The organism is Sphingobium sp. B8D3A (assembly GCF_025961995.1).
Lineage (GTDB): Bacteria > Pseudomonadota > Alphaproteobacteria > Sphingomonadales > Sphingomonadaceae > Sphingobium.
Window position 1 is genome coordinate 296,078 of sequence record NZ_JAOQOS010000001.1, and the last position, 15,739, is coordinate 311,816.

Below are 15,739 nucleotides of genomic sequence, written 5' to 3' on the forward strand. Positions count from 1 at the left end.
TGATCCCTCTTTCATGTTGCCATTTGGCATTGGAGTATATATATAATGCCATTATGTAATCGGAGGTGACCATGGCGCTTGTGACACTGATCAATACCGAGCCTCAGCCATTTCGACCGGAGCCAGTCACCGACGAAGAAGCCGCCGCTATGTTTCGTGCGGTGACGAGGTTATTTGGGCTGTGGGATCTGACGGACGAACAAGCCTCGGTCCTTGTCGATCTGCCACTCCGGACCTACCGGCGCTGGAAGGCCGGCGATTTGGGTAGGATCGATCGCGACGGAAAGGCCCGGCTTTCCAACTTGGTGGGGATCCACAAGGCGCTGCGGATCATCTTTAGCGACCCCGCTCGCGGCTATCGCTGGATCAAGTCTTCCAACGAGGCCTTCAATGGACGCTCGGCGCTTGATATCATGATGGGCGGTGAACTGACGGATCTGATGCGCGTGCGGCGTTATCTGGATGCCGAGCGCGGCAGTTGGTGATTGACCGCAATGCGATCGCGCAGGCCCATGTCGAATGGGCAAGCGCCCGTCGCATCATTCGAAGCGCCTATCCGCCGATCGATCTGTTCGAGGACATCGCCGATCCGGCGGACTGGCCGCTTCTGATTTCCGCGGAGCAGAAGACCAATCCTCGATTGATGGAGACGATCGGGGTGCTCGATCTCACCCCTCCCCAGCGTCGCGTCGGTGGTCCCGGCGCAAGCTATCTCATGGCGCCGTTCACGCACTTCAGTCTCGATCGACCAAGCCGATTTACGGCAGGGCACTTCGGCGCCCTCTATGTTGCCGACAGTTTCGAAACCGCTCTCTCTGAAACGATCCATCACCATCAGCGCTTCATGGCCAGGACGGCTGAGCCGCCAGGATGGACATCCCAGTTTCGCGAGATCGTCCTCGACGTCGATGTCATTGCGCACGATCTGCGCGATGAGGTGCTCTATACCGATGCACTGAATCCGGACGATTATTGTGAGAGCCAGAAGCTGGGCGCTGAGCTTCGAGCGGCCGGCTCAGATGGTCTCGTCTATCCGAGCCGGAGACAGGCTGGCGGCGGCTGTGTTGCGCTCTTCTACCCCGATCGCGCTGCCAACCCTGTCCAAGGTCGGCATTTCGACTATCATTGGAATGGATCTCGCGTCGATTTCTACCGAGAGCCAGCGACCGGCAACGTCTTTCAGATTACGCTGTGAGCGGCTGCATTCTGAATGACATATCCGCAGAGGGTGACGCCCTCAGCTATATCTCACTTAGGTTGGATCGGCGCATATGATTGGCTTGCGGGATGGCGTGACCGACCGGCAGCTTTCGGAGTTCGCATTTGGACACTCGGATCACTGCTATGTTGGCGGTAGTAGCCTCGGAAGCGCCCGCATCGCGATACCGCTATTGCTTCGCTAGCCGCTCCAGATAAGCGCAGAACATGTCGGCGAGCGCATCCGCATAGTCGATAATCTCGGCTTCGCTTCGTGGCGTTGAGGAAAAGCTGCTGCCTACCCCGCTGAGTGTCGTCTTGATGAGGTCGCCGGTGCGCTGGCGCCCTTCCTCGGTCGCATCCGGGAGCACTTCGCGCATGAAATCGTCGACAATGTCCGCCGAGGCGGCGCGGAATTCAATCGCTTCCGGGGCGTCGCGATAGAGCGGAGCCGCGTCGTGGAGCGCGCCGCGGACCGGCGCCTCCTCGCACTCGGACCGCAGAAAGGCGTGGACGAGCGTGCGCACCCGGACCATCGGAGGCTTGTTTCTGTCGGCTAGGATGCAGCGTAGCAGATCGGACGTGCGGCGCCACTCGTCGCTCTGGAGGCGGAAGAGGATCGACGCCTTGTTGGGGAAATATTGGTAGAGCGACCCGACGCTGACACCGGCGCGCTCGGCGACGCGGGCCGTGGTGAATCGCTGCGCGCCTTCGGCCGTCAAAACCTGAACAGCAGCATCCAGCACCGCTGAAACAAGGTCGTTCGAGCGGGCCTGTTTCGGCTGTTTTCTCGAGGAAACGCTGGCAGTTTCGTGACTCGGCACCAAGGCATCCGATCAATGCGAATAGGAAAGGCGACGAATTATTCGTATTTTCCCGGTCGAGCAACATCCAAGTCGCTCGATCATCGGAGACCTATCATGACCACGCTCGTCAGCGCCCCGGTGGCGCCACTGCTCGATCGCCTCTTCGCAGAGGCCGACGCCCATTCACCGCTTGCACACCCGGCCTTCGCTGCGATGTCGAAGGATGAGCAACAGCGGCTGATGCGTAGCAAGACGGACTATCGCTCCTTTTATGCTGAGCTCAAGGACTATGCGCTGCCGGTGTCGCGCGATGCCGGCCGACTGCTATATATGCTGGCGCGCGCCATGCGGGCAGAGACTATCGTCGAGTTCGGCACGTCCTTCGGTCTCTCAACGCTGCATCTGGCGGCGGCGCTGCGAGACAATGGGCGCGGACGGCTCATCACCAGCGAGTTCGAACCATCCAAAGTGGCGGCGGCCAAAGCGAACATCGCCGCAGGCGGCCTGTCCGACCTCGTCGAGGTTCGCGAGGGCGATGCGCTGGAGACGCTGGCAAGCGACCTGCCCGAGACCATCGACCTGCTCCTGCTCGACGGCGCCAAAGCGCTCTATGGCGACATTCTAATGCTGGTCGAGGGCCGGCTACGCCCCGGCGCGGTAATCTTGGCCGACAATGCCGATTATTGCCCGGACTATCTCGCCCATGTCAGCGCGACCGAGAATGGCTACATCACCCTGCCATTCACCGACGACGTCGAGCTGTCGATCCGGCTCTGAGCGACCGGACCCTATTCGGACAGATGGAGATTCAAGATGATCGTCATCACTGCACCGACCAGCCAGATCGGTAGCAAGCTCGTCGGCATGCTGCTGGACGCTGGCGCGCCTCTCCGCCTCATTGTCCGTGATGCCGGCAAGCTGCCCGAGGGCGTTCGCGACCGTGTCGAGCTACTCGAGGGATCGCATGGTGACCCCGCCATCGTCGATCGCGCGTTCGACGGGACAGACGCCCTGTTCTGGCTCGTCCCGCCGGACGTGACGAAAACGCAGGAGCAGGCCTATCTCGACTTCACCCGACCGGCTGCGGAGGCGATCCGCCGCCACGCCGTCCCGCGCGTGGTCGCGATCACAGCGCTGGGACGCGGCACGCCCTGGCAGGATCGCGCCGGTCTCGTCACGACCTCGCTCCGGATGGACGATCTGCTGATGGCGAGCGGGGCCGCCTATCGCGGCCTGGCGATACCTTCCTTCATGGAGAATACGCTCCGTCAGGCCGCCGTCATCCGCGAGAAGGGCCTGTTCTTCGGGCCGATCCGGCCCGACTGCAAGCTCCCCTTCACCGCGACCCGCGATATGGCGACGGCCGCTGCTCGGCTGCTCACCGATCGGGACTGGACCGGCCAGTCTGACCTACCTGTGCTCGGCCCGGAGGATCTGTCGTTCGATGATCAGGCGGTGATCCTCTCCGAAGTGATCGGTCGGCCGGTGCGCTACCAGCAGATATCGTTCGACCAGTTCAGGCAGCAATTCCTCGATCGTGGCGCGAGCGAATCCTTCGCGCAGGGCTATGTCGACATGTATCGCGCCAAGGATGAGGGCATCGACAATGTCGCCCGACGCTCGCCCGAGACGAGCGGGCAGACAAGCTTCAGGACGTTCTGTGAAGCGATTTTTTAGACTGAGGTGCGACTGGCGCCGTTCGACTGATGTGAGAGGTTGGCTGAAGGGGCGTCCGCTTTGGAGGCGAGCATCTGGCCATGAAATGCCTGACTCCAGGGCGGTTACCGGCATGATCACGCAAACACGCCGGCGTCCACGCCATCAATGTATTCGAGCACGTCGTCCGCACGACCCTCTTGAATTAGCGACATAGCCGTAGCGCCGCTGAAGCCAGGCAATGGGACAGAGCGAATCCATGCATATGCAATCAGGAGGGAACCAAAACGGGGGCCTACCTTGTCCAGAACATCGATCAGCTCGCGAAACCTTGTCTGACGACGGAGGCACCAGATCCACTTCGGCGGCGGAGCGCACTTGTCGAAACGCCAGCGGTTTTAGCTATGTCTGCTCTCGTAGTGAGCAAGACCCTCGCGATCTCACTTACGTCGAGCCACTGCTCGTCCGAAAAGGCAAATTTCTCCACGTGTGCAACCTCCGGACCTGCCAAAGAACGACATAGCTCATTGCTCGGCTCTGCAAAAGACGCGCGCACTTTAACCCTGAAGCTTGCCGGAGACCGGTTCGGCACGGTGGGTGGAAGGCGGACTGCCCGCTTCTTGATAGCGACCTTGATGAGAGGACTTTTGTTCAGAAGGCGGGCATCCTGCGGAGCGCGATTGTCGGAAGACAAGAGCAGGGACCTCCGAGGTTTTCGGCCGGCTTCAGGTCGGGGGTGCGCCAGCTAGAAGGCCCGGTTGCACGTCTATCAGGGAGAGAACGTCCATCAGCGCGAGGGATGGGCTCGTCGCAACTTCATCGGCGGATCTAAGCGGCAAAGCCGCGAGCACAGCCATAACGTCGTCCAGCAGCTCCAGATCATTGGATCGCGGCCCTAGGCTGTCGACGAGCGCGGGCAGGTATCTGAAAAGCGCCAGCTGATGCGCGCGTCGTAGACGCACCGCCTCGGGTTCGCCCCCGCGCAGGACGCGCTCGGCGAAGGCGTCGATGTCCGAGGTTGTCGTCTGCGCCCAATGACCGCGGCTCCGCAGCCACGACGCCTCCCTCGGGAACCCCACCGTGGCGTAGTGCAACCAGGGATCTTCTGCGACACGCCGCCGCGACGAAGCGGCGCCGGCTGGATTGACGCGAATCTTCCGAGCCGAATGGCGCAGTTTGGCGCGTATGAACATTCGCGTCGTCTCGGCGTGGATCCGGTCGCCCGACGGCGCGATCTCCTCGAATAGCCCGCCCCAAAGGAGATAATCCGCGAGGAGGAAGCCGCAGACCTTGTCGTCGACGACGACCTCGTCCTCATCCTTGGCCTGAAGGGGCTCGACCTTGTTGTCGACGAGGCGCTCCGCCGCCACGTAGCTCGGATGTACGGCCTCGAAGTCGGGTGGCCGGCGCGTCGCGCCCTCGAGCATCACGCCGCGGTCGACCGCGGCTTGCATCGCCGCTACGTAGCCGGCCTTGTAGATTGTGTCGGCGTCAGCCTGCAGGACGAGCACGGCGGTCGGGTCTGCCCCAGCCTTGCCTGCCAGCTCGGAAGCCGCAGCCACGCCCCGGCGGCGAGGGGGCACGAAGCCCCGTTCGCGCTCGTGGAAGAGATAGATTCGCGAAGGATCACGGTCGCGGAGTCGCGCGAGGATGTCGAGAGTGCCATCCGATGAGCCGTTGTCGACCGCGATGAAGTGGGCGTCCGGCGGCGCAGCGCCGGTAATAAAACCCAGCGACGCGATCGCGCCTTCGATAAGGTCGGCCTCGTCGAGGCACGGCATGACCACATAGGTCAGCATACCTGCGAAAGCAGGGCCAACCTCAATGACGGCAGGCAGCTGTGAGAGCAGGGGACGTGGGAGATCCGTGAGCTACCGTCGGCGTATCCGCTGGGGTCGATTGCGCGGAAGCGGCCGTGGAACCGTCGCGTCGCCATGGCCGCGTGCCGCCGGTCTATGCCCTCGTCCCCGACGCGAGCGGCGGCGCGGCTGCAGCAGGGCGGGTAGCCGAGCATTGTGCCGAGCGCGAGCGTGTGCCGGCCCGGCCGGCGGTCGAGGTCGATCACCCTGCGTGCGGTCGCCGGATCTCGCGAGATCGCCGCGAAGCCTTCGGAATCGATACTGGTGAAGAGGCCGTGCCGCCTCGCCCAGCGGCGCAGGTCGCCGCCGCGTGGGCCGACAATGACGCGCGCGGCCGGCTTCTGGCCCCGCAAAGGTGCGCGGAGACGATTTTAGATCGCCGGCTGATCGCCGTGCCCTGCGCATGGCGCTCACTCGCAGCATCGAAGAGGCGTGTCCGGAAATTGGTCTGAAGGCCAAGCGCGCTCGCAAAAAGCTGCACGATACGTTCCAGATGGACAAGACTCTCGAGGGGGGAAACCTCGCGGTCGATGAAGATATCGGCGCCGAATATGATGTGATTCCCAAAACAGTGGCGGCGGGCGAGCGTGGCGATGACGGGCGCCCCCAGCATTCACCCCAGCGCGGTAAGACCGCACGCAAGTGCAACGCTTCCAAGCGCAAGGCCGCCGCCGCCGGAACCAAGACCGACGCCGCTAAAAATGCAGAGGCCGCGCCGCTGGTCGCCGTCACCGACACCATGCGCACCGAGGCCCAGGCCAATTGGCGCTGAGCCCGAGACGGGAGACACATAATGAACAGCAATGAAATCGCCGCCCGAACCGCACGGTTCGATCTCATCCATATCGACAACCCGCGAGAGGATGCCGTCCATCGCGTCATCGAGCAGATGCGCGCTGTCGGCATGGCGACGGCCGGACAACCCCAAAAGGCCGTTCAATTCCTGTGTAAGAGCTTCACGGGCAAGTCGACCATCCTGAAGAGCATGGTTAGCCGCACAAACGCAGAGGCCGAGCGAGGCACTGTGCCCATCTTTTACCTCGAACTCGCCTCCTCAACGACGCCGAACCAGCTCTGGGAGCAGATGCTTGTGGCCTTGGGCGACGGGCTCGGTGGAAAAGGGCGAAATGAGGCCCAGCGCTTTTCCCGAGTGTGTGCGTTGCTGGCCCAATCCGGCGTCACGCTCATCATCTTCGACGAGATCCAACACCTCATCTCCCATGAGACCGCCCGTGTTGCCTGGCGAGTGACAGAAGCCATCAAGCGTCTGCTCAATGCCGGTATCGCCCCGATCGTGCTCAGCGGCGATCTGAGCGCCGATGCCCTGTTCAAGAGAAACCCCCAGTTGCGCAATCGAATGCGTGTCCCGCTGCAGTTACCGCCTCTCGATTATGCGAACTCAGATGACACCGGATACGCCTCGGTTTTCCTGGATCGCCTCGACCAACACATAGTCGACACCGGCATCATGAATGCCAGATCCAATCTCGGCGCCGGGCAAATCCCCTCTGCGCTCTGTATGGCCAGCGAGGGAACGCTTGGCACTGCCTGCAACATCGTCCGGGAAGCTCTGCAGATCGCGCTTAGCCGGAATGCGCGCAAGATCTCGGCCGAAGACATCGCTGCAGCCATCGACTGCTGGGCGATCCCGCAAGGGTTCTGCAAGTCCAATCCGTTAACTGCCTGAGGTCATGACATGGTCAGCACGCTCCCGATGCGGTTCCGCGGGCTTCATGCCGGTGAGGCATTGAGCGGCTTTGTCAGCGATTGTGCGACCACTTATTTCGCACATCCAGGCAGCCTGCTCGAACTTGCGGGCTGTCCGCTGAGTCTCGAGCGGACAGCCTTCATCTCCCGCGACGAAAGTGACCGCTTGGCGCATCTCCTGTCGCGAGATCCGGTCCAGATCGCCGAACGGACCTATCCGACCGTAAGATCAGCCCAAAGGGACATCCCGTTCATCGATTTTCACGGCGCGGTGCTGCGGCGGAGCCATCTGCTGGCAGGCAGGCGGCGCCTTTCGCCGGCCGCGATGCGCGCAAGCAATCATGTCCGGGCGCACTCTTTGATCCAGCCTATCATTTTCTGCCCTGAAACCTGGACGCTGCTCACCGATCGGTGCCTTGCCTGCGGCAAGCATCTGACATGGGTGGATCTCGAGCATGTCTCGCATTGCCATCGCTGCGGCGCAGATCAGCGCGACCATGAAACCGAGGAAGTGCCCGCCGATCTCCGTGACGCTCTCGGCCGTTGGGCTGATCTTGTGCATCCGCTCGCAGATCGCCGACAGGCGATCATGAGCCGTTTGCCAGAGAAACTGTGCGGTCTTGTCTTGGGCGAGGTTTTCGAACTTGTGCTTGGGATTGCCGATACCGCGGGCTCACAGCTCGGGGCGATTGCCTCTGCGATGAACATGATCATGGATTGGCCGAACGGTATTATCGCAGCACTTGATGCCGATGTCGCCGATAGCGGCAGCCGCCACTCTCTGTCGAGCCGGCTGCGCCGCCATGCGCAATTGCCCAATACGCTGCGCGCCGCCAGATCACTTCTCATCTACGATTTGGCGCGAGATCGCGGGCGCCAACTCGGCACGAAAGCAGAACTGGCCTCCGCCGCACGGAAAGCAGGCGGCATGACCGTTCGCGAAGCAGCCAAGCAGATCGGTCTTGCGCCGATCGACGTCGTCACCTTGCGTCGTGCCGGCGTAATCGAGAGCAAGTCCGTTACCCATGGACGCGCCCATCGCACGCTCCTGACTTATCCGTCCGTCGACATTGCGCGAAAGAGCCTCTCGGATCGCATGCCAGTACAAGAATTTGTGCAAGCGACCGGCTTTTCTCACCATGCCGTCGACCAACTCATCCAAGGCGGGCATCTGCAGCACAGGCGGAATGCGGCGATCGACGCACTTTATGATCGGCCAGTGCTGGCGAGGTCGATCGCGGAAACTTTCATCGAGCAAGTGCGGGCAGTTACCACGCCTCTCGGCTATGACGACGATGATTGGATACCACTTTCGAAAGCGTTTGCCGCCGTCGGCGGCCGCCCGAAGCCTTATCCCGCCTTCTTCACGTGGGTGTTCCAGATGAGATCTGGTCTTCGGGCGCCGATGAATACCCATGGTACTGTCGACATCAGCCAACTCCACGTGAGCCCAATGATCCTCCACCATCTGGATCGCTACAGGAGCAGGTTCGACGGGGCAGATAGGTGCGTGTCGTACGTCACCGCTCAGGAGATACTCAACTGTAGCGCTGCTGCAGTGCAGACGCTCATCGCCCGGAGCGCACTCGACCTTCAGGAGGGTGGTATTGTGCTGTCCAGCGTGCAGGCGGTCTCACGGCAGTTGATTAGCTTGGACGAGATCAATGCGCGGCTTGGCTTCCAAGAGCGAAGGGCCGTCACGTGGCTGCACCAGCAGAAGTTGCAACAGGTCTTTCCGGGCTTTGCGAGCCGCAAAGAGGTTCGCGCCTGCTTGGGAGCGCAAATCCCCCTGGGTTTGTGGCGTCGTTCGGCGATGCGACTGACCCTAAAGCAGGTCAAGCGCGGCCGTGGTGACCTGTCCGCTCGTGAATGGGATCTCGTTCGGGGCTGGATACCCCGTCAGCGGCGAAGCAGCCATGGCATCTGTGATCGCACGGTGACGAACGCTGCGATCTGGATTTCAGCAACCGGTCGCTGCTGGAAAGATTTGCCGAAGCGCTATGGCTGCGCCGAGGCGAGCTATGCTCGTTACCGTCAGTTGAAGCGCTGTGGAGCACTCGAGCAAGTCACCAGGATCCTCGAGCGAGAGTTGCAGCGGAACCAGTCGTGCGAGCTCTCACCGGTGTTGGTTTGATGACGCAGCAAAACCCTGATTTCCGCCCGAAACATTATCCCGCCAGGAGGAAAGCATGAATTGGCATTATGGAAGTGACATCTACGTATCGCGCGACGCTCTGATTGCGTTCGCGTGGTCGGCACCGATGCGCGACTTGGCGGCGAAGGTCCAACTTTCAGACGTTGGGTTGAAGAAGCTCCTTCGAGGCCATGGGGTCGTGACGCCTCCACAGGGGTATTGGAACAAGGTAGCAGCAGGAAAGCCGGTGCCAGCTCCGCCGAGATCGCCAGCCAGGCGGCCAGGTGAAACCGGGCGGATCGGTCTCGACCATCGCTTTCGGGGCTTGATTGAAGAAACACCGCCCATTGCCGTCCGCGGCCCCTTTGTATCCGACGCTGTTCCTGAGAGGCTCGAGGAACTGCATGCTCGGGAGCTTAAAGCCATTGGACGCATTGCCGTGCCGCGCGATCTGGACAGGCCGCACGTAGGTCTTGCCCAATTGTTGAAGCGCGAGAATGCGAGACGGCAGAAATCGCAGGGCAGTCAGTGGCATTGGGACCAACCTAGGTTCGACAATCCTCTGGGGCAGCGGCAACTTCGGCTGCTCAATGGCCTTTTCCTTGCGCTCGCGAGCAGGGGGCATTCGGCTGAAGTGCGGGAGGATAATGGCCGGTTGGCGGCTCGTTGCATCATTGGGCACATGGCGCTGGGTCTATCCATCACCACAGTAGGAAAGCATCGCACCGAGACTATCGCAGGGTATCAGCGGCCAGCGCGCGATTTGCCGGCCTCAACGCCGCTAGGCATGTCCCTCGCGAGAGAATTCCGGACGGAGTTGCAAACAGCTTGGCAGGATGACGAGGCCGGTAAGTTGGAGGCCAAACTGGCGGTGATCGCAACCGACATCATAGTCGCGGGCGAAGCCTCCTTCCGTCAGAGTTTGGTCGAAGCAATCGAACAGGAGGAGCGGGAACGGAAATGGGCGGAAGAGCGTCGGCAGCAGCGAATCGCTGAGCTTGAGGCTCGACGCCTTGCAGACCTAAAAATGAGCGGGCAGCTCCTAACTCAAGCCGAAGAAATTCGGAACCTGGTTGCGAGGGTCAAGGCTGCCGCCGTCGCGGGCAACGCCGACATTGATCGTGAGGAGCTAGTTGCCTGGGAAAACTGGGCGCTCGACTATGCGAATAGGGTAGATCCCGTTCTGTCAGGCCAGATAATTTCGCATGTTCGAGTACCTGAACTCAACTAGGTCTGTAGGAACTGCGACAGGACATGCCCCTTTGTCAGTCAGGCAAACACTCCAGCCTCGACTGAATCCAGATACTCATTTACGTCGCGCTCCCGTCCCGCGATGACCAGATCGGCAGCGGTCATTCCGTCAAATCCGGGGATCCGGCCGAAATAGTACCACCCGTCGCGTCCATCGCCGACCGGCATCGCGGAGCGATCTTCGCGGAGACTAACTCACGCATGTTTGCGCTTCGCCCATGCACCCCTTCTAACATTTCGTACATGCGACTGGGTTTTACTCGCTTAAGGGCCTGTCGAAGGCTGGGCTAGGTCGCAGAAACCACACCCGGATTATCCGAGTTAAGGCACTGATTTTGCAGTAAATATTAAGGACTTCTTTTGAGGCACTCTTATCTGAAAAGCTTGGTTTTTGAGGCACTGTAAAGAGATGTCACAGGCCAATCGGAAAACTGCCTCTGGCTGTTTTCTAAGGTTCTTCTGAGGCGGTCTTAACTGGTCTCAACACCGGCGATCACACGGGCGCGCCAAAGCGCCCGCTGTTGAAATCATCGATCGCGGCGTGGATTTCCGCTTCGCTGTTCATCACGAAGGGCCCGTAGCCGACAATCGGTTCGTCGATCGGTTCGCCGGTGAGGACGAGCAGGCTCGACTCACCTGCGGCCTGGATTTGAAGATCCTTGCCGTCCTGGCTCAGTAGCAACACCTCGGCCTCATCAAGCGGCTGGGTGCCATTGATTGTGAGGCGGCCGCTCAGCGCGACAATCAGGGCAATGTGTCCCTCAGGCAGATCGAGCGTCGTGTCCGCGCCTGCGTTCAGCCGCACATCCCACACGTTGATTGGCGTGAAGGTGCGCGCCGGCCCCTGAGTGTCGCCAAGTACGCCCGCGATGATGCGTGCGGTACCCGTATCAGCACCGAGGTCGAGGGTGGGGATGTCTTCGGCCGAAATCGCCTGATAACCCGCCGGCCCCATCTTGTCCTTGCCGGGGAGGTTCACCCAGAGCTGCACGATACGGAACGGACCGCCGCTGCGCGCGAAGGCGGGCGAGTGGAACTCCTCGTGCAGAATGCCGCCAGCAGCCGTCATCCATTGCACATCGCCGGGTCCGATGATGCCGCCATTGCCCGTGGAATCGCGATGCTCCACTTCGCCATCATACACGATGGTGACCGTCTCGAATCCACGATGGGGATGCTGTCCTACACCCCGCCTCGCCTGCGTCGGTTCGAACGCGTGCGGCCCGGCATAATCGAGCAGCAGGAACGGGCTGATCTGTTGCCCAAGATCATGATAGGAAAAGAGCGAGCGAACCGGGAAGCCATCGCCGACCCAGTGACCCTGATTGTTGCCGTAACGGCCGAGAATTGCCTTGCGCACGAACGATCTCCGCAGGCGGGCACGGGCCAGCCTTTCCCTATTCAGATAGGGTGACGGCCTCAGGAAATGAAGGACGGACGGCGCAGTTGCTCGTCCGGCGCTCGCCCGAGACCGCTCAGCGCGGCGGCAGTGGGGGCCGCATGGCGTTGCGGCGCGGGCGGGTGAAGAGGCGTCCGCGCTCGGCCAGCAGGATGAAGACGAGCGCGACCAGCCCGGTGGCCATGAAGCCTTCCGCCAGTGGCTGGGTGGTGCCATCGAACCGTTGTCCGGTCGCCGCCCCGATCAGCGTTGCAATCGCCATGCGCGCAAAGCTCTGGAAGCTGGCGGCTGATCCGGCGATGTGGCCGAAGGGCTCCATGGCGATCGAGCCGAAGTTCGATCCGGTAAAGCCGACCATGCCCATGTTGAGCGCGATCAGCACCATGAACAGCAGCAGCGGCTCGGGATGCATCTGGCTAGCCAGCAGCTGCGCGACGCTGACGACGATGAAGAAGATGAGCGCGAGGTGCGAGACCCTACGGGCGCCGAAGCGCTCGACAATGCGGCTGTTCGAAAAGTTCGCCACCGCCATCGACCCCGCCACGCAGGCGAAGGCGAGCGGGAAGAAAGCCCCGGCATCGAACACGTCGAAGAAGATTTGCTGCGCGCTGTTCAGGAAGCCGAACATGCCGCCCATCATGATCCCCGCGCCGAGCATATAGCCCAAGCCCTGACGATCCTTGACGACCGCCGCCCAGTTGCGGGCGATGACCGGCAGGGAAATGCGCTGGCGCTGATCTTCATCGAGCGTCTCCGGCAGCCGGCGCCATGTCCAGACCAGTACGATGCTGGCATAAGCTGCGAGGACGAGGAAGATCTCGCGCCAGGATGCCACGGTCAGCACCAGTTGACCCACGGAGGGAGCGATGACCGGCACCAGCATGAAGATGATGAAGATCACGCTCATCAGCCGCGCCATGGTGTCGCCCGAGTAGCGATCGCGGATCACGGACACGGCGAGCACGCCCAGGCCCGCGGCAAAGAAGCCGTGCACCGCGCGCATCGTGAGCAGCATCTCGTAGGTCGGCGCCAGTGCGCTCGCGAGGCCGCCTAGGGCCGAAAAGGTAATGCTGAGCAGCAGCATTGGCCGGCGACCGAACCGGTCGGCCAGCGGACCGGCGACCAGCGATCCGACGGCGTTGGCCAGCATATAGGCCGTGATCATATATTGCAGCGAATTGGGGTCGGCCACGTTCAGCGACGCGCGAATCGCGGGGAAGGCCGGCAGCATCGCGTCGATGGCGAGCGCATTGAGCGCCATGATCGACGCCATCAGGCCGACAAATTCACGTTCGTTCATGGGAAAGGGCTTGGCCGCAGCAGTCATGTCGTCGTTTCGCTGTTCTGTTCGTGGCACGCCCTATGCACCGCCTGTTGCCATCTGGCCACCCCGTTGTTGCACTGCAGCATAATTCGGAAGGGTGGTGTGGCGCCCATCAGGCATGCAGCAGGAAGACGGCGTGTTCGGCGAACAGATTGGCATTGGCTGATCCCGTCGTGCGGCCATGGTTAAGGAACCATTGGGCATCGATGGTCCAGCCGCGCTCACGCACCAGCGCCCGAAAATCGTCGATGGTGAGGTGGTGGATGTTGGGCGTGTCGTACCAGCGCTCGGGTAGCAGCGGCGTCACCGGCATCCGCCCGCCCCACATCAGCGAGAGGCGCCCGCGCCAGTGCGCGAAATTGGGAAAGGAAACAAAGGCCTGTTTGCCGATGCGCAGCAGTTGCTCGATCACCTTGTCTGGCCGCCGCGTGGTCTGGAGCGTCTGACTGAGGATCGCGAAATCGAAGCTCTTGTCGGGATAATAGCCAAGGTCGGTGTCGGCATCGCCCTGAACGACCGGCAGACCGCGCCCGACGGCCGCGGCAACATTGGCCGGATCGATCTCCAGCCCGCGCACGTCTGCGTGTGCTCCGTCGCGCATGGCCGCCATGAGGGCGCCATCGCCGCAGCCCACGTCCAGCACCCGAGAGCCTGTGGTGACATGGCGCGCGATCAGCGCAAGATCCGGACGCAGGCCGTCAGTCATGCGTCGAAGTCTCTTCGCCATTCAGCAGCGTGTCGAAGGCGGGGTCGAGCCGTTCCATGTAGCGATCCGGCTTTCGCGGGCTGCGGAAGCCGAGCGGCGCATAGACGCCATGCGCATCCAGCGTGGTCAGCCCGATACGCCGGATGCCCTGGAAATCAGGATGATCGAGAAACCACTTGACCATGCGGCGTCCCAGCCCGGCCCCGCGCGCGGTCTCGTCGACCCACACGTCGCTCAGCCAGGCAAAGGTGGCATGGTCGGTGATCATGCGGGCGAAGCCGACTTGGGTGCCGTTGCGATAGGCGCCGAGGCAGTGCGATCCGTCAATGGCCCGGTCCACCAGCGCGCGGGCGATGCCGGGCGACCAATAGCTCGAGGCCAGCCAGCCGTGAATGCGCGCGCGATCCAACCGGACCGGATCGTCGCTCAACGTGATATCAGCGGGCATTCCGGTCACGTGCCGCCTCTCAGGAAGCCGTCGAGCACGCGATTCATCTCCGGCGCATCCAGCAGGAAGCTGTCATGCCCGAAGGGGCTCGAAAGCTCGACGAAGGTCGCGGCCCGACCGGCGGCATGGAGCGCGTGGACGATGTTGCGCGACTCTGTCGTCGGGTAGAGCCAGTCGGTATCGAAGCTGATGATGCAGAAGCGCGCCTGCGTCCGCGCGAACGCACTCGCCAGGCTACCGCCATGATCTTCCGCCAGATCGAAATAGTCCGTCGCCCGGGTGATATAGAGATAGCTGTTGGCGTCGAACCGCTCGACGAAGCTGATGCCCTGGTGGCGCAAATAGCTCTCGACCTGAAAGTCGGCATCGAAGCCGAAGGTCTTCGCCTCCCGTGCCTGCAGCTTGCGGCCGAACTTTTCGGTCAGCCCGGCTTCGGAGAGATAGGTGATGTGCGCGGCCATGCGCGCCACCGCCAGGCCCGCCGCCGGGGGCTCGCCGCTCGCATAATAGTCGCCGCCGCGCCAGCGCGGGTCGGCCATGATCGCCTGGCGCCCGACCTCGTGAAAGGCAATGTTCTGCGCGCTGTGACGGGCGGTAGTGGCAATCGCCAGCACGGCGCGCACGCGCTCCGGATAGAGGGTCGGCCATGCCAGCGCCTGCATCCCGCCCATCGAGCCGCCGACCACAGCGGCAAGCTGGGCCACGCCCAGATGATCGAGCAGCATCGCCTGCGCACGGACCATGTCGGCGATGGTGATGACCGGGAAGCGCATCGCAAAAGGCGCGCCGGTGGCAGGATCGATGCTGGCCGGGCCGGAAGAGCCGAGGCAACTGCCCAACACATTGGCGCAGATGATGAAGTGCCGCTCGGGGTCAATGGGCTTGCCGGGTCCCACGGCGCGCGTCCACCAGCCGGGCTTGCCGGTCACCGGATGTTCCGATGCGACGAACTGGTCGCCGGTCAGCGCATGGCAGATCAGCACGGCATTGCTGCCCTGCGCGTTCAGCGTGCCATAGGTTTCGTAAGCGATCTCAACGGGCGTCAGGCTCGCGCCGCTATCGAGCCGGAGCGGCCCTGCCAGCCGGATGGACCGCCGCAGGCCGAAGCGCTGGTCTGTGGAAGCGATGGCACTCTCCATGGACATGATCCAGCGCTTGAGCCGAAGAACGGGCATTGTCAATCGCCGGCCGGGCGGGGCGGTGGAGCGCGCATCCTCGCGGAGGTTTGGGCGAATCGCACAGGCCTTTGCCA

Annotated in this window: 16 protein-coding genes; 8 read left to right on the forward strand and 8 right to left on the reverse strand. The window is 62.4% G+C overall.

The window, feature by feature from the left end:
* The first annotated feature begins 71 nt into the window (after positions 1 to 71).
* Positions 72 to 485: an MbcA/ParS/Xre antitoxin family protein gene (locus tag M2342_RS01435; protein WP_264577765.1), complete on the forward strand. Its 414-nt coding sequence runs from the start codon at positions 72 to 74 to the stop codon at positions 483 to 485.
* Positions 482 to 1,195 carry an RES family NAD+ phosphorylase gene (locus M2342_RS01440; RefSeq protein WP_264577766.1) on the forward strand — a complete coding sequence of 238 codons (714 nt, stop codon included), beginning with the start codon at positions 482 to 484 and terminating at the stop codon, positions 1,193 to 1,195. Before M2342_RS01435 ends, M2342_RS01440 begins: the two co-directional genes overlap by 4 nt.
* Positions 1,196 to 1,388: 193 nt before the next feature.
* Here the strand turns inward: M2342_RS01440 and M2342_RS01445 are convergent, their stop codons facing one another.
* Positions 1,389 to 1,943: a TetR family transcriptional regulator gene (locus M2342_RS01445; protein ID WP_264577767.1), complete on the reverse strand. Its 555-nt coding sequence runs from the start codon at positions 1,941 to 1,943 to the stop codon at positions 1,389 to 1,391.
* Between the two features lie 174 nt (positions 1,944 to 2,117).
* On the opposite strand from M2342_RS01445, the gene M2342_RS01450 reads away from it, so the two are divergent.
* Positions 2,118 to 2,780, forward strand: coding sequence for an O-methyltransferase (locus M2342_RS01450; protein ID WP_264577768.1), 663 nt, complete (start codon positions 2,118 to 2,120; stop codon positions 2,778 to 2,780).
* 36 nt (positions 2,781 to 2,816) lie between these two features.
* Complete coding sequence (locus M2342_RS01455) at positions 2,817 to 3,680, forward strand: NAD(P)H-binding protein (RefSeq protein ID WP_264577769.1); 864 nt, start codon at positions 2,817 to 2,819, stop codon at positions 3,678 to 3,680.
* Positions 3,681 to 3,796: 116 nt separating this feature from the next.
* Here the strand turns inward: M2342_RS01455 and M2342_RS17065 are convergent, their stop codons facing one another.
* Both M2342_RS17065 and M2342_RS01460 read right to left on the reverse strand, forming a co-directional pair.
* Positions 3,797 to 4,015, reverse strand: coding sequence for an antitoxin Xre/MbcA/ParS toxin-binding domain-containing protein (locus M2342_RS17065; RefSeq protein ID WP_413715154.1), 219 nt, complete (start codon positions 4,013 to 4,015; stop codon positions 3,797 to 3,799).
* A gap of 369 nt (positions 4,016 to 4,384) precedes the next feature.
* Positions 4,385 to 5,458 carry a glycosyltransferase family 2 protein gene (locus M2342_RS01460; RefSeq protein WP_264577770.1) on the reverse strand — a complete coding sequence of 358 codons (1,074 nt, stop codon included), beginning with the start codon at positions 5,456 to 5,458 and terminating at the stop codon, positions 4,385 to 4,387.
* A gap of 463 nt (positions 5,459 to 5,921) precedes the next feature.
* Here M2342_RS01460 and M2342_RS01465 point away from each other — a divergent pair, with 463 nt between their 5' ends.
* Genes M2342_RS01465 through M2342_RS01480 form a run of 4 tightly spaced genes read left to right on the forward strand, consistent with a single transcriptional unit; the run spans position 5,922 to position 10,590 of the window.
* Positions 5,922 to 6,290, forward strand: a complete 369-nt coding sequence (locus M2342_RS01465; protein ID WP_264577771.1) for a hypothetical protein — start codon at positions 5,922 to 5,924, stop codon at positions 6,288 to 6,290.
* Positions 6,291 to 6,311: 21 nt separating this feature from the next.
* A complete protein-coding gene (locus M2342_RS01470) occupies positions 6,312 to 7,205 on the forward strand; it encodes a TniB family NTP-binding protein (protein ID WP_264577772.1) in 894 nt (297 codons plus the stop codon).
* A 9-nt stretch (positions 7,206 to 7,214) separates the two neighbouring features.
* On the forward strand, positions 7,215 to 9,359 hold the full coding sequence (locus M2342_RS01475; RefSeq protein WP_264577773.1) for a transposase: 2,145 nt from the start codon (positions 7,215 to 7,217) through the stop codon (positions 9,357 to 9,359).
* Positions 9,360 to 9,414: 55 nt separating this feature from the next.
* Positions 9,415 to 10,590: a hypothetical protein gene (locus M2342_RS01480; protein ID WP_264577774.1), complete on the forward strand. Its 1,176-nt coding sequence runs from the start codon at positions 9,415 to 9,417 to the stop codon at positions 10,588 to 10,590.
* A gap of 513 nt (positions 10,591 to 11,103) precedes the next feature.
* Here the strand turns inward: M2342_RS01480 and M2342_RS01485 are convergent.
* The 5 genes from M2342_RS01485 to metX all read right to left on the reverse strand — a co-directional run bounded on the left by M2342_RS01485 (position 11,104) and on the right by metX (position 15,632).
* Complete coding sequence (locus M2342_RS01485) at positions 11,104 to 11,970, reverse strand: pirin family protein (RefSeq protein ID WP_264577775.1); 867 nt, start codon at positions 11,968 to 11,970, stop codon at positions 11,104 to 11,106.
* A gap of 115 nt (positions 11,971 to 12,085) precedes the next feature.
* Positions 12,086 to 13,309 carry a multidrug effflux MFS transporter gene (locus M2342_RS01490; protein WP_264577776.1) on the reverse strand — a complete coding sequence of 408 codons (1,224 nt, stop codon included), beginning with the start codon at positions 13,307 to 13,309 and terminating at the stop codon, positions 12,086 to 12,088.
* A 136-nt stretch (positions 13,310 to 13,445) separates the two neighbouring features.
* On the reverse strand, positions 13,446 to 14,039 hold the full coding sequence (metW, locus tag M2342_RS01495) for a methionine biosynthesis protein MetW (protein ID WP_181561002.1): 594 nt from the start codon (positions 14,037 to 14,039) through the stop codon (positions 13,446 to 13,448).
* Entirely contained in the window at positions 14,032 to 14,487 is a 456-nt protein-coding gene (locus M2342_RS01500; protein WP_264579962.1) for a GNAT family N-acetyltransferase, read from the reverse strand. Before M2342_RS01500 ends, metW begins: the two co-directional genes overlap by 8 nt.
* Before the next feature lie 5 nt (positions 14,488 to 14,492).
* Positions 14,493 to 15,632 carry a homoserine O-acetyltransferase MetX gene (gene metX, locus M2342_RS01505; RefSeq protein WP_264579963.1) on the reverse strand — a complete coding sequence of 380 codons (1,140 nt, stop codon included), beginning with the start codon at positions 15,630 to 15,632 and terminating at the stop codon, positions 14,493 to 14,495.
* Positions 15,633 to 15,739: the final 107 nt, after the last annotated feature.

Coding starts and splice junctions, on each gene's coding strand:
- M2342_RS01435 (WP_264577765.1), top strand. CDS start 72: ATGGCGCTTGTGACACTGATCAATACCGAGCCTCAGCCATTTCGACCG.
- M2342_RS01450 (WP_264577768.1), top strand. CDS start 2,118: ATGACCACGCTCGTCAGCGCCCCGGTGGCGCCACTGCTCGATCGCCTC.
- M2342_RS01455 (WP_264577769.1), top strand. CDS start 2,817: ATGATCGTCATCACTGCACCGACCAGCCAGATCGGTAGCAAGCTCGTC.
- M2342_RS01460 (WP_264577770.1), bottom strand. CDS start 5,458: ATGCTGACCTATGTGGTCATGCCGTGCCTCGACGAGGCCGACCTTATC.
- M2342_RS01465 (WP_264577771.1), top strand. CDS start 5,922: ATGGCGCTCACTCGCAGCATCGAAGAGGCGTGTCCGGAAATTGGTCTG.
- M2342_RS01470 (WP_264577772.1), top strand. CDS start 6,312: ATGAACAGCAATGAAATCGCCGCCCGAACCGCACGGTTCGATCTCATC.
- M2342_RS01475 (WP_264577773.1), top strand. CDS start 7,215: ATGGTCAGCACGCTCCCGATGCGGTTCCGCGGGCTTCATGCCGGTGAG.
- M2342_RS01480 (WP_264577774.1), top strand. CDS start 9,415: ATGAATTGGCATTATGGAAGTGACATCTACGTATCGCGCGACGCTCTG.
- M2342_RS01490 (WP_264577776.1), bottom strand. CDS start 13,309: ATGAACGAACGTGAATTTGTCGGCCTGATGGCGTCGATCATGGCGCTC.
- metW (WP_181561002.1), bottom strand. CDS start 14,039: ATGACTGACGGCCTGCGTCCGGATCTTGCGCTGATCGCGCGCCATGTC.
- M2342_RS01500 (WP_264579962.1), bottom strand. CDS start 14,487: ATGCCCGCTGATATCACGTTGAGCGACGATCCGGTCCGGTTGGATCGC.
- metX (WP_264579963.1), bottom strand. CDS start 15,632: ATGTCCATGGAGAGTGCCATCGCTTCCACAGACCAGCGCTTCGGCCTG.